Origin of the sequence: Permianibacter aggregans, assembly GCF_009756665.1 — a bacterium.
Taxonomy (GTDB): domain Bacteria; phylum Pseudomonadota; class Gammaproteobacteria; order Enterobacterales; family Permianibacteraceae; genus Permianibacter; species Permianibacter aggregans.
The window spans coordinates 1,566,338-1,587,193 of record NZ_CP037953.1 but is presented as its reverse complement, the minus strand read 5'-3'; the positions used below and the strand labels follow the sequence as shown (position 1 = coordinate 1,587,193).

The 20,856-nt window shown below is 54.5% G+C and carries 17 protein-coding genes; 3 read left to right on the top strand and 14 right to left on the bottom strand.

Features of this window, described 5'->3' with window-relative positions; translation table 11 throughout:
- Nucleotides 1-44: 44 nt before the first annotated feature.
- The 6 genes from E2H98_RS07325 to E2H98_RS07300 form a co-directional block, all read right to left on the bottom strand.
- Entirely contained in the window at nucleotides 45-1,325 is a 1,281-nt protein-coding gene (locus tag E2H98_RS07325; protein WP_133588405.1) for an NAD(P)/FAD-dependent oxidoreductase, read from the bottom strand.
- 19 nt (nucleotides 1,326-1,344) lie between these two features.
- Nucleotides 1,345-2,049, bottom strand: a complete 705-nt coding sequence (locus E2H98_RS07320; RefSeq protein WP_133588407.1) for a PepSY domain-containing protein — start codon at nucleotides 2,047-2,049, stop codon at nucleotides 1,345-1,347.
- 119 nt (nucleotides 2,050-2,168) lie between these two features.
- Nucleotides 2,169-2,780 carry a DUF4412 domain-containing protein gene (locus E2H98_RS07315; protein WP_133588409.1) on the bottom strand — a complete coding sequence of 204 codons (612 nt, stop codon included), beginning with the start codon at nucleotides 2,778-2,780 and terminating at the stop codon, nucleotides 2,169-2,171.
- Nucleotides 2,781-2,899: 119 nt separating this feature from the next.
- Nucleotides 2,900-3,607 carry a phosphoadenylyl-sulfate reductase gene (locus tag E2H98_RS07310; protein WP_133588411.1) on the bottom strand — a complete coding sequence of 236 codons (708 nt, stop codon included), beginning with the start codon at nucleotides 3,605-3,607 and terminating at the stop codon, nucleotides 2,900-2,902.
- A complete protein-coding gene (gene cysI / locus E2H98_RS07305) occupies nucleotides 3,604-5,277 on the bottom strand; it encodes an assimilatory sulfite reductase (NADPH) hemoprotein subunit (protein WP_280529059.1) in 1,674 nt (557 codons plus the stop codon). The genes E2H98_RS07310 and cysI overlap by 4 nt, the downstream gene beginning before the upstream one ends.
- Before the next feature lie 286 nt (nucleotides 5,278-5,563).
- Nucleotides 5,564-7,369, bottom strand: a complete 1,806-nt coding sequence (locus E2H98_RS07300) for an assimilatory sulfite reductase (NADPH) flavoprotein subunit (protein ID WP_198325257.1) — start codon at nucleotides 7,367-7,369, stop codon at nucleotides 5,564-5,566.
- A gap of 442 nt (nucleotides 7,370-7,811) precedes the next feature.
- Between E2H98_RS07300 and E2H98_RS07295 the strand changes: the two genes are divergently transcribed.
- Nucleotides 7,812-8,378, top strand: coding sequence for a DUF1287 domain-containing protein (locus E2H98_RS07295; protein ID WP_133588753.1), 567 nt, complete (start codon nucleotides 7,812-7,814; stop codon nucleotides 8,376-8,378).
- Between the two features lie 34 nt (nucleotides 8,379-8,412).
- Here E2H98_RS07295 and E2H98_RS07290 read toward each other — a convergent pair whose 3' ends face one another.
- From E2H98_RS07290 to purD, 7 genes are all read right to left on the bottom strand, one after another.
- Nucleotides 8,413-8,988, bottom strand: a complete 576-nt coding sequence (locus tag E2H98_RS07290) for a GNAT family N-acetyltransferase (protein WP_280529057.1) — start codon at nucleotides 8,986-8,988, stop codon at nucleotides 8,413-8,415.
- Nucleotides 8,985-10,409 (bottom strand): PQQ-dependent sugar dehydrogenase, encoded by a 1,425-nt coding sequence (locus tag E2H98_RS07285; RefSeq protein WP_133588415.1) that lies wholly within the window; start codon nucleotides 10,407-10,409, stop codon nucleotides 8,985-8,987. Before E2H98_RS07285 ends, E2H98_RS07290 begins: the two co-directional genes overlap by 4 nt.
- A gap of 11 nt (nucleotides 10,410-10,420) precedes the next feature.
- Nucleotides 10,421-12,487, bottom strand: a complete 2,067-nt coding sequence (locus tag E2H98_RS07280; RefSeq protein ID WP_133588417.1) for a TonB-dependent receptor — start codon at nucleotides 12,485-12,487, stop codon at nucleotides 10,421-10,423.
- A 63-nt stretch (nucleotides 12,488-12,550) separates the two neighbouring features.
- Entirely contained in the window at nucleotides 12,551-13,846 is a 1,296-nt protein-coding gene (locus E2H98_RS07275; RefSeq protein WP_133588419.1) for a hypothetical protein, read from the bottom strand.
- A gap of 7 nt (nucleotides 13,847-13,853) precedes the next feature.
- The gene (locus tag E2H98_RS07270; protein ID WP_133588421.1) at nucleotides 13,854-16,508 is read right to left on the bottom strand and encodes an intermembrane phospholipid transport protein YdbH family protein; all 2,655 of its coding nucleotides are present in this window, start codon (nucleotides 16,506-16,508) and stop codon (nucleotides 13,854-13,856) included.
- Nucleotides 16,509-16,748: 240 nt separating this feature from the next.
- Nucleotides 16,749-17,411, bottom strand: a complete 663-nt coding sequence (locus tag E2H98_RS07265; RefSeq protein ID WP_133588424.1) for a DUF2987 domain-containing protein — start codon at nucleotides 17,409-17,411, stop codon at nucleotides 16,749-16,751.
- A gap of 176 nt (nucleotides 17,412-17,587) precedes the next feature.
- A complete protein-coding gene (purD, locus tag E2H98_RS07260; protein ID WP_133588426.1) occupies nucleotides 17,588-18,868 on the bottom strand; it encodes a phosphoribosylamine--glycine ligase in 1,281 nt (426 codons plus the stop codon).
- 206 nt (nucleotides 18,869-19,074) lie between these two features.
- Between purD and E2H98_RS07255 the strand changes: the two genes are divergently transcribed.
- Together E2H98_RS07255 and E2H98_RS07250 are read left to right on the top strand one after the other, a co-directional pair.
- The gene (locus E2H98_RS07255) at nucleotides 19,075-19,638 is read left to right on the top strand and encodes a PhnA domain-containing protein (protein ID WP_133588428.1); all 564 of its coding nucleotides are present in this window, start codon (nucleotides 19,075-19,077) and stop codon (nucleotides 19,636-19,638) included.
- Between the two features lie 21 nt (nucleotides 19,639-19,659).
- Entirely contained in the window at nucleotides 19,660-20,148 is a 489-nt protein-coding gene (locus tag E2H98_RS07250) for a GNAT family N-acetyltransferase (protein WP_133588430.1), read from the top strand.
- A 14-nt stretch (nucleotides 20,149-20,162) separates the two neighbouring features.
- Here E2H98_RS07250 and E2H98_RS07245 read toward each other — a convergent pair whose 3' ends face one another.
- Complete coding sequence (locus tag E2H98_RS07245; RefSeq protein ID WP_133588432.1) at nucleotides 20,163-20,741, bottom strand: outer membrane beta-barrel protein; 579 nt, start codon at nucleotides 20,739-20,741, stop codon at nucleotides 20,163-20,165.
- Nucleotides 20,742-20,856: the final 115 nt, after the last annotated feature.

The window sequence follows — 20,856 nt, the reverse complement described above, 5'->3', positions numbered from 1 at the left end:
ACCGCGTTTGTTGAGCAAAAAATGCGTTGCTTGTATTAATTCCTCTATATTCCAAGCTTATCCCGAAGCGAGTAATACCACGCACCCAAGGCCGTCGCCGGCACCCGGAATAACCGTCCACCCGGAAACGGCAAGTGCGGCAATGAAGCAAACGCATCAAAGCGTTCGCTTTGGCCTTTGATCGCTTCGGCAACCAGTTTGCCGGCCAAGTGTGTGGTGGTAACTCCGTGGCCAGAATAGCCTTGCATGTAATAAATATTGTCGTTGAGGCGACCGAACTGTGGCAGTCGCGACAACGTCAGTAGAAAGTTGCCGGTCCAGGCGAAATCGATGCGCACATCCTTCAATTGCGGGAAGGTTTTTTCCAGCTTCGGACGAACGATTGACTCGATATGTTCCGGGTCGCGGGCGCCGTAAATAACGCCACCGCCGTAGATCAAACGCTTGTCGCCGGACAGGCGAAAATAATCGAGCAGGTAATTGCAATCCTCGACGCAGTAATCAGATGGCAGCACTTCCTGCCAGCGTTCGCCAAGCGGTTCGGTGGCGATAACTTGTGTGCCGCACGGCATCGATTTCGCCGCCAGTTCCGGTACTAAACCACCGAGATACGCATTTCCGGCGACGACCACGAACTTCGCTTGCACGCTGCCGTGTTCAGTCCGCACGATGGGTTTGGCGGTGCGTTCAATTGATGTGACGGCCGACTGCTCAAAAATCTTCCCGCCGAGTGACTCGACCGCCGCCGCCTCACCAAGCGCCAGATTCAGCGGATGAATATGACCTCCCCAGTGATCGAGCAACGCGGCGCGATAACGCTCGCTATGCACCACATCTTGCGTCTGCCGCGCATCCAGAAACTCCAGACCTTTATGGCCGTATTGTTCCCAGAGCGCTTTGTGTTCGCGCAGACCATGCACTTGTTTGTCACTCAAGGCGACAAACAAACCGCCGTCTTTCAAGTCGCACTGAATCTGATACTTTTTCACTCGTTCGCGGATGATCTGGCTGCCTTCGAACATCATGCTGCCGAGCATGCGGGCGGTGTCTTGGCCATATTTATCGGCTATGACATCAACATCGCGCGAATACGATTGCACCAACTGACCACCGTTGCGCCCCGATGCGCCCCAGCCGACGCGCGCGGCTTCCAACACGACGACGCTATAACCGGCTTCCAGCAGATGCAGTGCCGACGACAAACCGGTATAGCCAGCGCCAATCACCACGACATCGGTGTGCAGATCTTCTTGCAGTTGACGGCGTACCGCATGCGGTAATGCCGACGCGGCGTAATATGAGTCCGGGTATTCGGTATGGCTCATGGCAATCGCATCTCACTGATCAAGAAATGGGAGTTGAGGCGTGGCGCCGTCGGCGCATGACAAAGTAAAGCATGAAAAAGCCGGAAAGGATCGCGGTTAGCGCAATCGCAGCCGCTGAAATGACAAGCGGATGATTGAAATCATCACGAGTGGAGTAATCCATGACATGCAACATCCAAAAAAAGTCGAACACGCGCCAAGTGCCGGTGCGCATCGCGGTGATTTCTCCGGTTTGCGCGTCAAGATACACGTGGGTGTTTTCTTCATCCTGCATGCGCACTTGCCAGGCCGGTAAAGCTTTATTGCGATATTCAGTAGGCGCTTCGGTCACGTAGTTGGCTTCAGGCTGCGCGGTGATGCCGACAAATGCTGCTCGGGCGAGTGTTATGGCTTGCGTTGAAGTAAGTGGAGAATAGACCTGCCCGCTACTGGCAGAAACCAGCAACACGGTTTGATTGTGCTGTAGCACATACGCCGGCTCGCCAAGGCGATGCGACAGCTTGATTAAGCGTGCGCCAGGATACTGCTGCAAAATTTGCTGTGGCGAGTAACTCGCTTGCCGCCAATCTACGTCTGGCGCAGCGGCACGCAAATGTTCACCGCGAACGCGCTCTATCGGCAACGAGGTCATGACCAATCCTCCCAACACCCAGGCCAGTAATTGTAGGCCGATGATAAGGCCTATCCATTTGTGCAGTTTGCGGATGACAGCAGGCCACTTCATGACAAAACACCTTTCTCATTTCCCGCAGGCACTATACCGCCGGAATTGCTGAGATCCAGCCCCTGATCAATGAGAAAATGCCTCGTCATGCCGTTGGCGAGGCATCGATGGGCGAACGATCAGAATCCCGGCATCGAGAACTTCTGCAAATTGGCCGGCACTTCAAATAGCGCTGGATCTTGCTTGCCCAGTTTCAAATCGGTGACATCGATACGGACATGATTCTTGTTCTTGTCATCGACGCTGGTGGCATCGAGTCGAATCATGATGCCATCTTTGCTGAGCCAGTAGTGACCATCCATGGTATTGCCCGGCTTTTTCTTGTCGATCATTTTTACTTTGTATTTTGTCGTTGCGACACCATTGACCGTTTCACTGCCGACTTTGGTTTGCTGCCACTCGTAGCGATCGAGGTCGGCCGGGTCGTCCTGCTTTGCCATCGGCATTTGCGGTACGCCTTTTTCGTCGGTGCGCATTTCCATGTACATGCCTTGTTGCGGCATCAGCATCCAGACCAGTTGCTTGTCACGCCGACTGATCATGACCATCTTCTGGCCGCCTTGCTCCATCTCGCGGCGCTCTTTCTTGGCGGCGTTATAGACTTTATTGGTGAATGCGCCCTGACTGGTTTGAATGGTCCAGTTGGCGCTGTACTCGATATCGGGAATGGAATAACTGTGGCTGACAGCGCTGAACAACAAGGCGCAGACGGCGAGAAGGGTGGCTCTCATGGTTTCTCTCCCTGTATGAAGGCGACATCGCCAGCCGGCATGGCTTCCGATGCCATTAACCTGCGCACCTTAACCAGTGAGAGTGGTGGCGGTCAATGCTCCGCCGTCAGGGTAAAAACTCAAATGGAATAATCGTGCAGCCCGCACTCGCGTTTCAGACCGAAGAAGCGCGTGTCTTCTTCGCGCATGCCCTCTTCGAGTGCCCGCGTTGTGTGCCAGTCGCCAATCGACACGTAGCCTTTCTCCCAAAGCGGGTGATAAGGCAGCTTGTGCTTCTTCAAGTACATGCCAATGTCACGATCGGTCCAGTCGGCGATTGGGTGCACTTTGAACCGGCCTTTTTGCACGCCGACGTAAGGAATATTCGCGCGCGATTCCGATTGCGAGCGGCGTAGCCCGGCAAACCAGGTTTGTGTGCCGAGCTTTTTCAGTGCCGATTCCATCGGCTGCACTTTGTTCAGCTGATTGTATTTCTCGATACCTTCCAGTCCTTGTTCCCAGAGCTTGCCAAAACGCGCTTCCTGCCAGGCCGGCGATAACTCATTGCGGAACACCCGCAGGTTCAGTTTCAAACGTTCCTGCAATTGATCGATAAACTGATAGGTCTCGGGAAACAGGTAGCCGGTGTCGATCAACACCACCGGAATTTCCGGCACGACGTCGTTGACCATGTGCAACAACACTGCAGCTTGCGCGCCAAAACTTGACGATAGCGCAAACGGCCCGGCCAGTGTCTCGACACTTTCGGCGATACGGGCTTCGGCACTCAACTCCGCGAAGCGTGCGTTCAGAGCCGGCAAATCGATTTGCTCGGTGACGGTACTCATGCCGCCACCGTAACAATCTCATTGCGCGCTACCCAATCGCCGAAACTTTCCTGCGGTTTGCGCTCGCGGGCAAAACGGGCAATCAAACCATCCAGCTCGGTCAGAATCTGCTGCTCATCCAGCGTTTCCTTGTACAGCACATTGAAGCGAGTGCCGGCCTGATCGCCGCCGAGATACAGGTTGTATTTACCCGGCGCCTTGCCGATCAATCCGATTTCCGATAACCACGGCCGACCGCAGCCATTAGGGCAACCGGTGATGCGTAAGTGCAATGGCAAATGCAACAAACCATTTTTCTGCAGCAGTGCTTCAATCTTTTGCGAAAACTCCGGCAGGTAACGTTCTGCTTCGGCAAAGGCCAGCGAGCAGGTCGGTAACGCCACGCAGGCAATCGCGCGCTGACGCAGTTCCGAAAAGGTCGCGTAGGCATTCAAACCATAGCGCAACACCAGCGCGTCAATGGCGGCGCGCTGCGTACTCGGCACATTGGCAATGACCAGATTCTGATTCGCCGTCAAACGGAAATCACCGCGATGGACTTTGGCGATTTCACGCAAACCGGTCAGCCATAACTCACCAGGTCTATCGATAACGCGGCCGCCTTCGATTCGTAAGGTTAAGTGATGCGTACCGTTGACGCCCTCAGTCCAACCGAAACGATCAGTATTGGTATCAAAAGAAAACTCGCGGGTCGGTGCAAACACCACATTGGCGCGTTTTTCCACTTCCGCTTTGAACGCGTCAATGCCAACTCGATCAATGGTGTATTTCAAGCGTGCCCATTTACGCGTTTCCCGGTTACCCCAATCGCGCTGAACGGTAACGATATGCTCGGCCACCGCGAGCACTTTGTCCGGCGTGATAAAGCCAAGGGTCGAGGCCAAACGCGGGTAGGTGGTTTTGTCGCCGTGAGTCGAGCCAAGACCGCCACCAACGGTGACGTTGTAACCGAGCAGCTCACCGTTTTCGACCACGGCGATAAAGCCCATATCATGAGCAAAGACATCGACGTCATTGACCGGCGGCACGACGAATGCAGTTTTGAATTTGCGCGGCAGGTAGGTCGCACCGTAAATCGGTTCGCTCTCGCTGCCCTCGACTTTTTCGCCATCGAGCCAAATCTCGTGATAGGCACGCGTTTTCGGCAGCAGCAATTCGGCGACGGCTTTGACATCTTCATAGACGCGCTGCCAAACCATACTTTGTTCCGGCGTCGCGCTGCAAAGAATATTGCGATTGATGTCGCCGCAAGCGGCGATGGTGTCGAGCGCCACTGAATTCATTTTCTGAATGGTTGATTTCAGGTTGCGCTTCAATACGCCATGCAATTGAAACGCCTGTCGAGTTGTCAGCTTCAAGGTGTTATTGCCGTAAGTACGCGCCAGCTCATCCATCGCCAGCCATTGCGTTGGCGTCGCGACACCACCAGGCATCCGCACCCGCAACATAAAACTGTAAAGCGGTTCGAGTTTTTGTTCCTGGCGTTCGGCACGGATGTCACGATCATCTTGCTGATAGCTGCCATGAAACTTGATCACCTGGGTATCATCGGGATGAATGGCACCGGTAATGTCATCGGCCAGGCTGTCGATAAGGCGGCCACGTAGATAGCGGCTTTCGGTTTTAATGCGTTCGACATCGGATAATTTGTTGGTCATCGCCGTTCTCAGTTCTGCCTGATGATGCTTTTTCGCATCATCTTGGAAATTCTTGAGATGTCCGCCTGCTTTGGCTTGATCTCGACTTTATGCGTTGCCGGGTCTCGCCCCGGCGGGTGCTTGGTAAAATTCTGCTGCCTTGATTAATCGCTTTACTTTAAAGGTCGTAATTCAACCTATGTCATTCCCGCGTAGGCGGGAATCCAGTCTCTTTCCATGACTCTGGATACCCGCCTGCGCGGGTATGACAGATGATTTTTTGTACGTCTTGATCAGGTTTCAAAAGGGTTTCAATCATTCAGTAAACATCCCGCTGATATCGCCCTTCGGCTTTCAGATCGGTTAAATACTCATCCGCCTGTTCCGCATTGAACCCGCCATGCTGAACAGCAATATCAATCAACGCTTGATGGACATCCGGTGCCATCCGGCTGGCGTCGCCGCAGACATACAAATGCGCGCCGTTCTGCAGCCATTGCCATACTTCGGCGCCGTGTTCGCGCAAGCGATGCTGCACGTAAATCTTTTCGGCCTGGTCGCGAGAGAACGCCAGCGACAGTTTGCTCAACACGCCACTTTTCAATGCAGCCTGCCACTCGGTTTGATACAGAAAATCAGAAGTGAACTTCGGGTTGCCGAAGAACAACCAGCTGCGGCCTTCGGCGCCACTTTCCTCCCGCTGTTGAATGAATGCGCGGAAAGGCGCGACACCGGTGCCGGGGCCGATCAAGATGATGTCGCGATCATTGGCCGGCAAACGGAATTGATCGTTGTATTCGATAAACACCTCAACGTTGTCGGCCTCGGTCAGTTCCGATAAGTAAAAACTGGCGGCACCGCGACGAGGCGTCGGTTGTTGCTTGTCATCTACAACAGCAATGGTCAGATGCACTTCTTCGCCGACGGCATCCTGAGCCGAGGCAATTGAATACATCCTTGGTGTCAGCTTGCGCAGCAAGGCAATCAATTGCTCGGCGTTCAAACTTGCAGGGAAAGCGCGCAGCACATCGAACAGCTGGTGCGATTTCAGCCAGGCTTGAAAGGTTTTGCTGTCGCTGGCGAGCAGCGCATTCAGTTCGGCATTTCCGGCGAGTTTGGCATAAGCCTCCAGCACCGGCTTTGCCAACTGGGTGATTTCCAGCCGTTTGCGCAACCATTCACGCACGCTGAGCGTTTCGCCATCGCGCGTGACGTTTTCGTCGCCATTGATGCCGCTGGTTTGCAGCACGGCGTCGACACTACTTTGCGGATTGCGTGGCCAAATACCCAGCGAATCACCCGGTTGATAATGCAGGCCAGAGCCTTCCAGCGATAGCTCGACATGGCGAATATCCTTGTCGCTGTCGCGGGCGGTAATTTTCTGCACAGCGAGAATTGGTGCGGCGAACGGTTTGTCCCGGTGGTAGTGGCTATGTGCTGCCGAGGTTTTCAGTGGCAGTACATTGGCCGCGGGTTTGTTGCCGGCGGGCAGTTTTTCCAATGCGGTTTCGCGAAAGGCTTTGGCAACCGGTTCGAATTCGACATCGGCATCGGCACGCGCGAACAAGGGTTTGGCACCGAGTTCCAGCAAACGCTTTTCAATCGATTTACCGAAGGCGCAAAACTCGGCATAACTTTTGTCTCCGAGCGCCAACACTGCGAACTGGGTTTTATCGAGTTTCGGCGCGCGGTTGCCGCTCAAGAATTTGAAAAACGGTACGCTGTCTTCCGGCGGTTCGCCTTCGCCCTGGGTGCTGACAACGAAGTAGAGCAGGGCTTCTTGCGCCAGATCTTTGGTTTTGTATTGCGACAAGCGTTGCACGCGCGCTTCGACGCCGCGTGCGCTCAAGTCGGCGCCGAGTTGTTCGGCAATGCGCTTGGCGTTGTTGGTAGCGGTGCCGTAAAGCACGGTGGCGCGCAGTGCTGGCGCCGCGTCCGCAACCGGTTCGTTGGTCTGCACCGCCTGGCCAACGGCCTGGGCGACACCGCTGCGTTGGGCAAGGCCGGCGGCATAGCCGGACAACCACCAGAGTTGTTGGCTATCAAGCTCATGCAGGCGCGGCAGCCAACTCTGGGCGTCCTGAGGGCTGAGCGGAAATGCGGAAATAACGTTACCTGCCGCCACGGGGCGTACTCCTACCGGGTCGTAATGGGATGGTTATGCAGGCAGGGTAGGGTTTGGCCGTCCAATCCGGAAAGGACCGGCGGTTACACAGTTAAAACCAAATGGCATGTGGCGGGTCTGAGAGGCATGTGGCTTGGGTTTCACCACCCCCTAACCCCCTCCTTAGCAGGAGGGGGAACTCAGCTCCCTCCCCTGGCAAGGGGACAAATCGGCAGGATTGCCGATTTGTTTGGTCCATCCATGGACCAAACCCGCTGTAAGCGGGGCTACGCCTCAAAATTGTTCCAGACAATTTTGTGCGCAGCGGAGCTGCCCGAAGGGTGAGTGCCATGGCCGAAAGCGTTCCATACGCTTTTCGGCATTTCCCACATCCCTGTGGGTCAGATGGCACGAATGAACGTTGGGGTGGGGTTAAACCTCCGGGGATATAAGAGGAACAATGATGAAACGATACGGACTGCTACTGTTGGTCACACTCAGCTTCACCGCCTCAGCCGAACCCCAAGCGCTAATCAACGCTGCCCGCCAGCAAATCGGCGTCACCGTTGAATACGACGGTCGCTATCAACGCATTGCCTATCCCAATGGCGATGTGCCGAACCATACCGGCGTCTGCACTGATGTCATCATCCGCGCTTATCGCCTGCTCGGCATCGATCTGCAACAGCGCGTGCATCAGGACATGCGCGCTCATTTCAGCGCCTACCCGAAACTCTGGGGGCTGACCAAACCGGACACGAATATTGATCATCGCCGGGTGCCGAATTTGCAGAAATTTTTTCAGCGGCACGGGCAATCATTGCCGGTGAGCTCACGCGCGGAGAGCTATTTGCCAGGCGATCTGGTCACCTGGATGCTACCGGGCAACCTTCCGCATATCGGCATCGTTTCGGAGCAGAAAAACGCGAAAGGTGTGCCGCTGATTATTCACAATATTGGTCGCGGCACCCGGCAAGAGGATGTGTTGTTTGCGTATCCAGTGACCGGGCATTATCGCTACGGCGATTGATGCCAATCATCACTATGAGAACTTCGGCGAGAATTCAGCGATCGGATGCAAGCTGACTGAACTGCAGCAGATCCAGCGGAGCGCCATTCTTGAATTCAAACGCGCGCCGTACCCCTTCATGCTTAAACCCTAATTTTTTCAACAACTGAATGCTGGGTTCGTTATCGAAGTCCGCTTCGGCACCGATTCGATAAAGTTGCAAGGTCGTGAACGCAAAATTCAGCATGGCCGAAACGCATTCGCGAGCCAAGCCTTGCCGCCACCATTCCGGTAGCAACCAATATCCCATCTCGGCCCGTCGGTGTTCGATGACCAAATCATTCAAACCCGTGGCGCCAATCAATTGTTCGGGTTGGCTGCGCAAAGCTATGCCCCACCAGATGCCCGTTCCGGACGCGTAAATGTCTTCAAACCAGTCCATTTGCACTTGTGTGTGTTCCAGCGAATGATAACGAACGCCATAATGCTCAGTGACTTCCGGATGGGATAAACCCAAGAACACCCGAGGCGCATCCTCCGGAACAATACGGCGTAGAATGCATCGCTCCGTATTCAATTCCGGGAACGGTGACCAGGTTATCTTGTACGAAGCGGACGGAATGCTCGTCACTTGATCGATTTCAACGAGTACAGTCCAAAGCTTTGCTCCTGCTCGTTATTGATCAGCAGAAACACTTCGCCGTTACGCCCGACTTGAACATCGCGAATGCGACCTCTGTCGTTGAAGATCAGCGTGTCGCCAGTGATCTTCTCTGCGTTGATATCAAGCACTCGCAGCTCTTGTGCTGCCAGGCTCGACACCAGCATTTTTCCTTGCCAGGACTTGAACACATCTCCGCGATAGATATCGATATTGGAAACGGCTATCGATGGTGTCCAATAGTGCTTGGGTTGCTCCATGCCCGGCGCAGCCGTTTTGTCGGTAATCGGTGTGCCGTCGTAGTTGATGCCGTAGGTGATCGTCGGCCAGCCGTAGTTCTTGCCTTTTTCAATGACGTTAATCTCATCGCCACCACGTGGTCCATGTTCAGCTTCCCAGAGTATTTTTCTTTGCACGTCGTAGGTCAGGCCCTGCGGGTTGCGATTGCCGTAAGTCCAGATGCTTTTGATCGCTTCCTTGTTATTGACGAACGGGTTGTCGCTTGGCACCCGGCCGTCGTCATGCAGGCGATGGATCTTGCCGTTGACGTTGTCGAGCTTCTGGGCGTTTTCCGGAAAGCCGGCATCACCGATACCAAAGAACAGATAACCATCAACCAACACCAGGCGGCAGCCAAAGTGCCAGCCGCGATTGACTTGTTCATTAAGCGGCACCGAGAAAATGGTTTGTTGTTCCACCAGCGCATTGTTCTTCAGCTTGGCGCGAATAATCTTGGTGGCGCCCACTTGCCGACCCTGATCATTTTTCTTGCCGCTGGTTTCGGAGAATGCCAGGTAAATCCAGCCGTTATTGGCGTAATCCGGATGCGCGGCAACATCGAGCAAACCGCCCTGACCCTGATGCCAAACTTCCGGTACGCCGGAAATCGATTGTTTATTGCCGTTGTGATAGTGCCAAAGCTTGCCGCTGCGCTGGGTGACCAGCATCGATTGATCCGGCAGCACCGTCATGCCCCAGAGCAGGCTGTCGCTGGTCATCAGCGGCTGTAACTGCAGACGCAAATCACCGGCGTTGATGACATCGTCGCTGCTGGTTGGCGTTGGTTCGGTCATTTGCTGACGTTCGCGAATCAGAATGACCAGTGCGCGAATCTGTTCTTCGCTCAGTTGTTCTTTGAACGCGATCATTTCCGTGCCGGGCACGCCATTGCGAATCACGTTGGCGATCGCTTCATCACTACTGCCGTGCTTCCAGGTATCGTCGACCAGCGAACCGCCGATGCCGCTTTCCATTTTCATGCCATGACAAGCGCCGCATTTTTGTTCATAGAGTTCCTGCACGGCGCCGGTGCCAATGCGTGACGCAGCTGTCGCGCTCAGTGCCGAGCACGCGATGATCGAAACCAGCAAACGGGAAAAGGTAATAGGCATTGTTTCGCTCCTTAGAATGACCAGCTGGCACCGAAATAAATACGGCGCGGCTGACCGGGAAAATAACGCTGACCATCGAACGCCGAATAATCGGCGCGCTCGGCATAGCGGCGGTCAGCCAGATTCAGCACCTGCAACAGTAGATCAACCTTGTCGAACAATGGATAGCGCCAACGCCAATCGATCACCGTATGGCCGGGGTAGCGTCGCTCGTTCTCCGGATCCAGATAATAGCCAGAATCGTAGCGTAGCGATAACGCTTGCGCACCGAACGGCTCCGATTGATGGCCAATCGCGATAAAAGCCGTACGCGCTGACGCCGAATCGATACGGTTGCCGACGATATCCTGGTCACTGAGTTGCGGGTTGTTCCGGTACCTGTGTCGCGACCAATCACAGGCCAGTTGAACGCGCCAGCTTTCCTTGATGCGCAGCGTCATGCTGAGCTCGATGCCCTGATGCTGGGTTTCGCCATCGGCAACGTTGAAAAACTGCGTATCACGCAGAATCGCGTTGGCTTTGTCGTAATGATAGGCGGAGAGCCGGTAATCGAGGCTAGCCGTTGGCAGCTTGATTTGACCAAACAGCGACAGATCACCTCCGCGCAAACGCTCACTATCGAGCTCCGCGACTTCCTGTTCTCGCTGCAATCGATACAACTCGGTCGTTTGTGGCGGCCGAAACCCTTCGCCCCAGGTGGCGCTGAACGCATGTTGCTCGTCAAAGCGATAAATCAGGCCAAGCTTGGGTGCCAGTTGCGTAAATCGGTCGTGACGATCCACAGGGCGATTGAAGCGACAACCACCGAATCCACAGACATTGCCGTTTTCATCGACTCGTCCAGCAATCATTTGATTGTCGTAATCGTAGCGATTCTGCTCGGCACGCAAACCAGCAGTCAGCAACCATGGCTCACTGATTTGCCATTGATATTGCGTGAACAGCGCCAGCGTGTCCATTTGCACTTCATAGTCGTAATGGCGGCCAACCGGAATCGTTGCCTGCAGAAATGGCGAACCGATCGTGGGGCTATCCTGCCATTCACGTAAATACATCGAGGCGCTTTCCACGTCAGCACCAACAAACCACTCGTGTTGTTCGTCCTGCCAAAGCACTTGTTGGGCCTGCAGGCCGAAACTGTAATGGCCGTTTTCCTCGAACGGTTGCCCCGGCAGAAAATGTTGCAAAAAACGCATCTGGGAATAACGGAAATACGGGCTGATGCGCAAACCATTTTGCCATTGATAATGTTGCCAGAGGCGAGCAGCTTCGGCGTTACGAAACGCTTCCGGGTTCGGGTTATCGCGCAGGCGGTTCTTGTCTTTGTAAGCCCGATCGCCAACCAGATAGCCTGCGGTTTCCTGTTGCAAGTGCGTCAACGTCAGGGCGCTGATGACTTCAGCATCAAGCCATTGATGACGGGATCTGGCCGACAACTTTTGCTGATCATAACCGGCGTCTTCGCGTACCGCGCCTTCATGTGCCAGTGTCAGTGCGACTCCGGTGTTTTCGTTACTGGTGTTGATCAGCCACTGTCCGTAATCATGCTCGCTGAACAACACCCGACTCTGGTTGCCGCTGTTAATGGCTGCCGGCGCTGCAATATTCAGGGCACCATGCAGAGCATTGCCGCCATAAAACGCTGTCGTTGGTCCGCGTAACAGCTCAATGCCGCTGGCCTGTTCATGATGTGATTCGAACAACTCATTGACATTGCAAAAGCCAGCTGGGCGCAGCGGTATGCCGTCTTCCATCAGCAAAAAACTGCCGCAGGCACCGGGGCCGCTTAACACTGGCGAACGAATTGCTGGCAAATATTCCATGCCATCATTGCGATGAAAATGGACACCAGCCATCCGGTTCAGAATCTGTTGGGCGTGGCTATGGGCAGTATCGCGTAGAGTGTCGCTATCGATTCGATCGGTGCTGTGGGCAATATCGGTATCTGCTTGCGGCCGCCGCTCGGCAATGATCGTGATGCGCGTAATCTCGCCATCCGTTGCCTCAGCACCGATAACGCTGCGGGAGAGCAGCGGCAACCAAAGTATGAATAAAAAAGCTAACGCACGATGACTCAATATCGACCTCGATCTGGCGTTCTTAAACCGAACAGCATTTAACGGATTGGCATCCGTTTCGGATCAGCGCGGAGATTTACTGTAAAGCTCGAACTGGATTTTGCGGATAAACAGTTCTGCGTAATACGGCGCCTCCTTGGCGTCGAAACCGAATTGCTCCTGCAAGCGCTTGGCCAGTGTCGGCACATCGATATCTTCATTGATGACGCCAAGCACCGCGTGCATCGTTTCGTTCTGGGCTTTGTACTGTTGCAGCTCCGGTGTCACCTTTAACTTTACAGGTGCATCATCAGCTTTTCGCCTTGCTTCGTCGTTGGGTGACTGGCCGTGAACAAACACGATCTGCTCTTGTCGCCTCTGCGCCGCCAACGGGCTGTCGAGATAAAACAAGCGCTGGCTTTCATGTTGCACATCGGCAAACAAGGGCTGCAGATACGCCACAATTTCTTCCGTTGTCCACTGCTCTTCCGGTGCCGATTTATGGACATTGGCCGGCCCGAATAACAGCATCTCGCCGTCATCTTTCAACATAGGCAGTGCATGGCGCACGGCATTGGCAAATGGCAGATCGAGAATGTCGAAAAACCACGGCGCAATCACCACATCAATACTGCGCTCAGCGAAGGGCAGATGCGGAAAACCGGCCAACAAGGACTGATGATTATTGCCAAGCGGCTTATCGGCTTTCAACTGCCAGGATTGCATAGCTTGTTCGGCTGAACGCGGATAGGATTCGTAGTGCTGCATGCTCAGCGTTTCACCAAGCATCAGGCGTTCAGCGGTAATGGCCAGAAACGGATTGTGCTCCAGTGAAATAATGTTCGCATTGCTATGCGCGTGCGCCAAACGGTAACTCAATCCGCCAGCACCGGAACCGAGCAGTAAAACGTTCAGCTTGCGATCACCAAGATGCCGGCTGACAAACGCCGTGTAGGCATCCAATTCTTCGCTGGCCCAACACCAGTCGCGGAAAAACAATTGAAAATAGGAATGGATCTGCTGGCTCGATGGCATGATCGGCACCGGCGGATAGTGCAGGAAGGCATGCAACGAGCTGGTCAAAAAATCCAGGTTCTGTTGTCGCGCCTGCATCTGCTGTTGCAATCGCTTTTTGGTCAACTCAAGTGCCGGTGTGCGCGCCAACATGTTCAGGTGCTCAATCTGCTGACTTTCCTCGTTGACGTAATTCTGGATCTTCGTGCCCCATTCCAGCAGCGCCATACCGGGATTCTTGTACAGGCAGGGAATGCCGTGCAGAAACGGATAGCTTTGTGCGGTGCTGTGCAGCTTGCCATCTTTTTCTGTTAACGCTTGTTGGCTGGCAGGGCAGCGCAGCAATGGTAATAGCCAGTTTTGCATAAGGAACTCACTGTTGTGTCGGGAGCTTTCCGGTTCCAGCGCCGATGCTTTCCAAAATGTGCTTATTGAAATCGCCGGAAAACACCGCCGCTTTGAACAGGCCCGGCAATTTGCCCTGGATATTCATCGTCAGGTTGATCGGATAACCATTATAGAACGATGGATTACTGCCATTCAGGGTCAGCTTCACAATATATTCACCGGATTCCTGATAATCAAAGCGCACGCGCAACGTCTGATAATGAAAATCGCGCAACACTTGCAGACCGATATTGGCATTCGGGTCCGGCTCACCCGGCGCGTACCGCAGCACACCCGGAATGCGCGCATGCAACTCGGCATCGCGCACGACAACACCGTCATCACCGAGGGTGATCGGAATGGCGCCATCGAGCGTGCCCTGACCCGATAAACCGTGCACATCAAACAGCTTCAGCAGCTTTTCCAGATTCAAGCCAAGCAAGGCCACAGGCGCTTGAATGGTGTCTTGTTTGCTGAATTGTTGATCCGGTACATACCATTTGGCATCGAGCAACTGCCAGGAAATATTGTTCAGGATCAGGCGCTCAGGGCTGTGGTCGATCTCGGCACTCAACTCTGTGGCATTAATACCGGCGGCCAACGCGAACGCCGACATTCTGGCTTTGACATGGCCATGCAGCGCCAACATATCCTTGATGTCGGCATCGACAAACAAACCACTGGCGCTTGATTCCTGCCAGACCAAGGCCGTGTCATCGACATGGGTTTGGCCGCTGCTGTGCAACTGCCATTGCTCGTCAACTTTCTGCCATTGCAAGGCCAGCTCGCCTTGACTGCTGCCGGCCACCAGCGACAACGGCGACAAGGCTTTTGGTTTGCGGGTCAGCATTTGCTGCAGTTCCGCGACCGGCCACTGCCAACGCACTTGTCCCTGTCCTTTTGCTTCGGCCAACTGATGCTGGCCGGAAAATTCCGCCAGTTGCTTTTGCGCCAGCAGCAACTGGCCCTCTGCCAGCCAGACGCCGGCGCGTTTTTCGCTGGCGACCATTTGCAGATTGGGTTTCGGCCATTCCTGAAGTAACGGATGCTCCAGTTGATTGGCGCTGATTTGAATTTGTTTTTTCAGCGCCGCGAGGTCTTTGCCCTTTGCCTGAACTTGCGCATCCTGAACGCTGATCGTTTGCTCCGGGGTTTGCATCGCTGCTTGGTTGGCATGCAGTTCAAGCTGCAATCCGTTAGCTTCCTGCTGATAATGAATTTTTCCCTGTTGCAGTGTGTACTCGGTATCACCTTGTTTGATGCGCCAATCTGAGTCGCTTAGCTCTGCATTCAGCTTCCGCAAAGAAAAATCTTTATCAAGCAAGCTGGAAGCATTCAGCGCTGCTTCGCCGCTCTGTACCAGAAAATCCTGATAGCCAATCTGTTGCCAGTTCAGTGTTGCCGGTGATGCGGTTTTGATCTGCCACTGCTCGTCTTGCTTTTGCAGGCGCAGTTGCCCATTGGCGGCGAGTTGTTTGAAGTTGGCCTCGGCAAAACTCCAGCGCTCGGCATTGGCGCTGAACTGCACGGGCAGTGAAGGGTTTTGCAAGTCGATGTTCAATCCCTCGTGTCCCGCATTCAGTTGCCAGGTTGTGGTGACGTCCTGATACTGCACGGAAGCTTGTACTGCCCCTTGCAGTTGCAGCGAGGAAACGGCCGATTCGTTCAAAGCGAGATGAATCTGCAAAGGCGTCGGCAGCGTAATGTCGGTGGCGGATAATTGCCATTGCGGTAATGCCGCGACGTGCAATGCCGTCTCCTGTTGCAGCGTTAACGTGGCGCTTTCCGGTATAAGACTCAGCGCCGCTTTGATCTTCCCGTTTACTGCAATGGGTTGTTGTTCGGCGGTAAATGAGGACACCGTCAAATCAGCCAGTAACTGTTGCCAATCGCCGGATTGTGCACCCAGTAGCAATGTGCCGTTAGCCTTCAATTCACCGCCAATTGATGGGGAATGCTCAGGCAGTGGCAGTAACGACAGCATTGCTAGCGGTGCCTGCACTTGCCATTGCAGTGTCGCGTTTGCCAGTGAGTTTTGTTCCAAGCTCAGCGCCAAGCTTGCCTGATGTTTATCGGTTGATAGTTCGGCATTGAGTTGCCAGGCTTGCTGTTGTTTCAGTTCGACATTCAGTGTGTAAGCGGCTTGCTGCCACAGCAACTGCCAGTGCTGTGGTTTTGGTGTCAGTTGCAGGGCGCCCTGCAGGCTTAGCGTTTGTTCGGCAAGTTGCAGCTCGGCGGTCAACATATCAATGTTGATCTGATCAATTGGCAAGGCCGGCAACTGCAAAGCTGGCCAATCAGAAGTCATGCCGCTGCCGCTACTTTGATAATGCAAGCGCAGATGCCCGATGCTTAGCGCTTCAACACGTTGTGCCGACCAATCGATATTGGTCACCAGGTTTTCGATTTCGACATCGACCTGCGTAGCGGCTTGTTGCCAGCGCAAGCGTGCTTGCCCAAAGGTGATGCCGCGCCAACTCAAACACGGCTCGTCCAGTTGTTGAACCTCGACACCGACCTGCTCCAATTCGGTAATCAGAACACTGCGTATCCAATCCGGTGCGCGCCAAAAGCCGATGCCGATCGCGATGATCAGCAATAGCAACAACACAGGAATAACAACGCGCCAAGTGAATTTCACAGAGGACGGCCGGGCAGCCAAAAGATAATGCTAGGGTAGCGAGCGACCGGCACGGCCGCAACCGCGTTGCAGGAGGACGCGGCCGCCGTGCTCACGACACTGCCGATGCCAAGTCTAGCGCTCAATGTATGATACAGCCTGGGCAACGCCCATTTGTTTACCGCGCTAAAGCCAGCGGCGGCGATGTCTTCACTCGGCCCGTGTGCCCTACGAAAAAGGTACGCCCTGGCTAGCAGTGGTTTAGTCCTCCAAAAGCGGTTCAATCCGCATAGGAGGCTCGTTGAAGCGGACGACGGGATTCTGCTTCAGCCATTGTGATTTCTTCGGTAATTTGATGCGTTGTTGCTCGCCGGCCAGTTTGATTTCTGAGCCATCATCGCTGACCAGCGTTGCGGCGGCGGTCGCCCCGTCAGCAAACACAAACTGTAGCCCTTCGAAATCGGGCGCGAACATCGACAGCATGCCGGCCTGTGAATCGACCAGCTGATCGTAAACCGCTTCCAGGTTCATGTACTCGGCATAGCGCACCGGTCTGTCCGGTGATTTAGCGCTAAAGGCAACGCCAAACGTCAGCGTGCAAGGTCCGGCATCATCATCCTTCTGCAGCCGAATCTTGGTTTGTTCGGAAAAATACTGCACCGGAATTGCCAGCGTGGCTTCGCCATGGCTATCAATGTCGACCGGAAAAATCTTATCGCCGTTGATGAAATCCAGTACTGCGCCTTTGCAGCGAGTTTGTTGCTCCTTACTGAGCAAGCTTAACCTGGGGGTAACGGCAAATAATTCTGATGGCGGTATCTCGGCCAGCCAGCTCATTTCACTGAACGGGATGATTTTTTCGGCGGCCTGACTGCTGCTGGCCAATAGCGCTGAGAGAACAACTACGCGAACCTGGGGGAACATTAACGTACTCCGTTACTGATGATTGGCGTTTAGTGGCAGCCAGCGGCGCGAAGTTCCGTGTTGAGCATGTGGCGAGTGCTGGGTTCAGGCCAAAGTGACCACGCTTGCCGGTTTTTAAACCGGCAAGCGCTGAAGGCAATGGTTCAGTAGATGAGTGGGGAAAGACGGACCGAGGCTTATTTTTCTCTGGCAATCGCGCGCCAGCCAATATCCTTGCGATAAAACATTCCGTCCCAAGAAATGGTGTTCGCAAGTGCGTAGGCATTTGCTTGCGCTTCGGTGATGTTGGCACCAAGCGCCGTTGCGCACAGCACGCGACCGCCGCTGGTGATGACCTTACCGTCTTTTTCGCTGGTGCCGGCATGGAACACTTTCGCGTCCGCCACCGTTTGTTCCAGGCCGCTGATGACATCGCCTTTGCGTGGCGTTTCCGGGTAATTGGCGGCAGCGAGTACCACGCCGAGCGCGGCGCGTTCATCCCATTCCGGATTGACTTCGGATAATTCGCCATCGGCACCGGCCAAACACAGCTCCACCAAATCCGATTGCAGACGCATCATGATCGGCTGGGTTTCCGGGTCGCCGAAACGGCAGTTGAATTCGATCACCTTCGGCGCGCCTTCATCGTTGATCATCAAACCAGCATAAAGAAAACCGACATAGGGATGACCATCGCTTTTCATGCCATTGACGGTTGGCCAAATGATTTCTTTCATGACCCGATCGTGCACCGCCTGAGTCACGACCGGTGCCGGTGAGTAGGCGCCCATACCGCCCGTGTTCGGTCCTTTATCGCCGTCATCGCGGCGCTTGTGGTCCTGCGAGGTTGCCATCGGGATAACGTGCTCGCCATCAACCATGACGATAAAGCTCGCCTCTTCGCCGGTTAAGAATTCCTCAATGACGACGCGCGAACCGGCTTCACCGAATTTATTGCCGGACAACATATCGTCAATGGCGGCGAAGGCTTCGTCTTTGCTCATCGCGACAATGACGCCTTTGCCGGCGGCAAGGCCGTCGGCTTTGATGACGATTGGCGCGCCCATCTTTTCGACATAGGCTTTCGCTGGCGTGATCTCGGTAAAGGTCTGATATTGCGCCGTCGGGATGTTGTGACGGGCGAGAAAATCCTTGGCGAAGGCTTTCGAGCTTTCCAGCTGCGCGGCAAATTTATGCGGCCCGAAAATTTTCTGATCGGCGGCGCGGAAGGCATCGACAACGCCAGCAGCCAGCGGCGCTTCCGGACCAACAATCGTCAGGTCAATGCCGTGTGATTGGGCAAACACCAGCAACTGCTCGACATCGGTCGCTGCGATATTGACGTTCTCGCATTTGGTTTCGCGCGCGGTGCCCGGATTGCCCGGTGCGACATAAACCTTTTTGACCTTTGGACTCTGCGCCACTTTCCAGCTCAGCGCGTGTTCGCGCCCACCGTTGCCAATGACCAGTACATTCATGCGAGCAAACCCTTGTCTGTTGGAATCGGGAATCCAGGACGAATCCCGCGAAATAATAGCGCGGCGATTATACCGGATTGCTGACGTAGTGGCCGGATATAGCCGATCGCCATGGCGGCGGCTATCGCTAAATCCCTTGATTTATCTCGGGAATTATTGCGGCTCAGCGATTACAATGCCGCCTCGTTGAATTACCGGAGCTTTTCATGTCGACTGATGCGGAATTGTTAGCCCGCTGTGGTGGCCGCTGTGAGCTGTGTGCCGCTGAAGCACCGCTATCGTCGTACGCGCTACCGGCCAGTTCTGGACGTGACGATGCGCAGATAATGGTCTGCGCCAATTGCGCCCAGCAGATCGATGCCGAAACGCCAGATGCCGAACATTGGCGTTGCCTGCGCGACAGCATTTGGAGCCCAATGCCAGCGGTGCAGGTGATGGCCTGGCGCATACTGAAAAAACTGGAAGCAGAAGCCTTTGCCCAGGACATCCTGGCCATGGTGTATTTCGATGAGGAAATGCAGCGTTGGGCTGAAGCCGCGAACGAGTCAGCGAGCGAGACCATCGTTCATAAAGATTGCCATGGCAATGTTTTGAGTGCGGGCGATACCGTAACGCTGATTAAAGATCTGGACGTCAAAGGCGCCAGTTTTACTGCCAAGCGCGGCACGGCGGTGCGCGGTATCACACTGACTGACAACCCGGAACATATTGAAGGCCGGATCAACGGCCAAACGATTGTCATTCTCTGCTGTTACGTGAAGAGATCCTGAGCTCGAAGAGTACCCATATCAATGACCATCAATGTGGTGGCGATTACCGATGCGCACTGGCCGCAAATCGAGACCATTCAAGCAGCCGCTTATTACGATGTCGTACCGGAAGCGATGGCGGTGTTGCGCAGCAAATGGCGGGCTTCACCCGACACTTGTTTTGTCGCGGTGGATCATCAGCATCGCTGCGTTGGTTATCTATTGTCACATCCATGGCAGGGTGAGCAGCCGCCGAAACTCGATACCGAGATCGCCGGCTCGATAACGGCAACGGAATTGTTTATTCATGACCTGGCCATTGCGCCGCCAGCACGAGGTCAAGGTATTGCAGCGGCACTTTTCCAGCGTGTTCTGGATACGGTGATCGAGAAAGGTTTTGCTGCGCTTTTTTTGGTTGCTGTGCAGAACTCACAAGCGTATTGGCATAACTTCGGTTTCACGCAAAAGTATGGCTACGCCGTCCCCGACAGCTACGGTGACGGCGCTTGTTTGATGCATAAGCCCATTTAGATACTGTCCCAGCGCTAAAACGAAAACTGGGCGTTCAACGAAAACCAGTTGAAATCGAGATCGCCATCGAAGGCCGGCGAGCCATCGATATTGCGCCACTGTTCTGCCTGCGCGCGAATCGTGAAAAACTCGGTCGGGTGAATCTGCACGCCAGCCAGAATGCCACCGGCAACACCGGTGTCGGTGTAGTGATCGTCGTAGTAATAGTAATCCCAGTAATCATGGGTTTCGACGACCGATATCGCACCGCCAACGCCAACGAAGAATTCGAAATGCTTACCGACCGGAACAAACGCCAAGCCGGTCAACGTCAACAGTTCGACATGGGCCTGCAAGTCGTCGTTGTAACGAAAACCAAAATCGCCGGATTCCTTGTAGCCGAATTCGACCGCATAGGATTCGTTGAACCGGAAGCCGCCATACATCTGGTAGAAGGCTTCCTCTTCCTCGCAGTTGACGAACTGCTCCGGGCACTTGTTGTCCATTTCGGTGCTGCCGGCACCAATGCCAAAATACACTTTCGGGTAATCGTCATAGGCCTGAGCGCTGAGGGCAAAAGTCAGCGCCAGTGCCGCGAGTAGTTTGCTGCGCATAAGTGAACTTCCTGAACCACTTTCGATGATGTGCGCTATTTAAACCGGCGCTGGCTTAATTCAGGCTGAATCGTATTCATGCGGTGGCCGGAAACAAAAAAAGCCCGTGACGAGG